Origin of the sequence: Vibrio sp. Vb1755 (assembly GCF_033338635.1) — a bacterium.
Taxonomy (GTDB): domain Bacteria; phylum Pseudomonadota; class Gammaproteobacteria; order Enterobacterales; family Vibrionaceae; genus Vibrio; species Vibrio alginolyticus.
The window spans coordinates 1-1,845 of the sequence record NZ_JAWOTA010000072.1 but is presented as its reverse complement, the minus strand read 5'-3'; the positions used below and the strand labels follow the sequence as shown (position 1 = coordinate 1,845).

The 1,845-nt window shown below is 43.1% G+C and carries 2 protein-coding genes; both read left to right on the top strand.

Annotation, left to right across the window (positions count from 1 at the left end; genetic code table 11):
• Positions 1-866: DUF1214 domain-containing protein (locus tag R7E00_RS22625; protein WP_318124494.1), on the top strand; the 866-nt coding region annotated here is incomplete at its 5' end.
• A gap of 409 nt (positions 867-1,275) precedes the next feature.
• On the top strand, positions 1,276-1,845 hold a 570-nt coding region (locus tag R7E00_RS22620; protein ID WP_318124493.1), incomplete at its 3' end, for a transporter substrate-binding domain-containing protein.

The following is a 1,845-nucleotide window of genomic DNA, read 5'->3' as shown; positions in this document are numbered from 1 at the left end:
ATGTTGATCGCGTAGTGAAACAAGTGGTGCCAAACATCACAACGCAACCATACGCCGATGGCAAACTAGGTCGTAAAATCCCGGTTGCTCAAGTGCCGGAAATTGATTGGACGCATATTCCAAAAGATGGCTTGGAATACTGGAAGACCATCCATCAAATCATCCAAGAAAACCCAGTGGAAGAACGCGATCGTTTTGTTATGGCTCAGCTGAAGTTCTTAGGTATCGAGAAGGGTAAGCCGTTTAACCCAACAGAAGAGCAAAAGAAAATTCTGCTTGAAGCAAGTAAAGTCGGCCGAGCAATGGCGCAATCAAATGATTACACCAAGCGTTTTACACAGCCGTACTGGAAAGGCACGAATTGGAAAGATGCCATCAGTGTGTCACTTGATCAACGAAGCGAAAACTACGATGAACTTGATGAACGTGCGGCTTGGTTCTACGAAGCGATCACGGTTTCTCGCGGTATGAAGAGTACGATTTCAGGCTTTGGTCAGCGTTACTTAGTAACGTATCAAGATAGTGATGGTAACTGGCTTTCAGGTGAACATACCTACAAACTGCATGTACCAGCGAATGTCCCTGCGTCAAACTTCTGGTCGACGACGGTTTACGATGAAAACAATCGTCTGATGATCATCAACGATGCAGGCTCACCAGACATTTCTTCTCGTAAGAATTTAAAAGTTAACTCTGACGGTTCGATTGACGTTTACTACGGTCCAAAGCCAGTGAAAGGTTATGAGAACAACTGGGTACAAACGAACCCAGAAGAAGGTTGGGTTACGTATGTCCGCTTCTACGGCCCAACAAAGAAAATGTTCGATAAGAGCTGGACGATGGGTGATATCGAACTCGTCAAATAAGAACATTGGTATCAATATAGGGAAACACACGTCTCCCTGAGTTATAACACGGCACCTCAAAACTGAGATTGCCTGTGGCAAAACTAAGCTCGGCTACAGGACTGTTTTACCTGTGGCTGAGCTTTTTACTAAATAAACAAGACTTATCAACTGGCTAAGTCTTGAGAATAATCTGATGGCGCGTTTTCCAACTTTCCAGTTGTTTATTGGCTGAAACACAGAACATTTACTGTTGAGATATTGAACGCAAATATCGTGTAGTCAAAGGTGGAATATCTTGTCAGAATGTCCTTACTTATTTTTAATTAATCCATTTAAAACATATAGTTAATGCTCATTTCGTTAAAGTTCGAAATTTGACATTTTTGCTGATCAATTTAGTCTGGCTTTCCAATTAGAGGAAGCATTTATGTTCAGCATTCTAAGAAAAATAATCATACTTACCGCAACCGTAACCAGTCTTGCGGTTTCCTTTAATGCGCTTGCGAAAGAAAATACAAAAGACAGCATCGTAGTCGGCGTTATCACACAAAACGACTCTTCAAATTCCGTTGTAGACAGTGTCGGTCCATTTTACGGCATCAACCTCGATTATCTCTCTAACATCGCTAAGGTTCTTGGGCTCAACCTAGAACTGCGCGCTTATCAACACATTCCGCCGTTGCTTAACGATGTCGAAAACGGTGTGATTGATGGCGCTGTGGGTTTTAGCAAAACGCCAGAAAGAGAGAAGCGTTTTCTGTTCTCGAAACCCTTTTTCTCCAGCACCATCGCTGCTTGGTATCGCGATGCTAGCTATAAAGATCGTGATATTCGCGATATCAAATGGGTGTGTGTGGAAGGTAGCGTGTACTGCGACAATCTAACCTCGCAGGGCATCGACAACATTATCTACGTGAAAACGCGTTTAGAAGCCTTTGATGACGTTCGACGCGGCAAAGCTAACGCGTTGATTTACACCTATGTGGGCATTACCGAA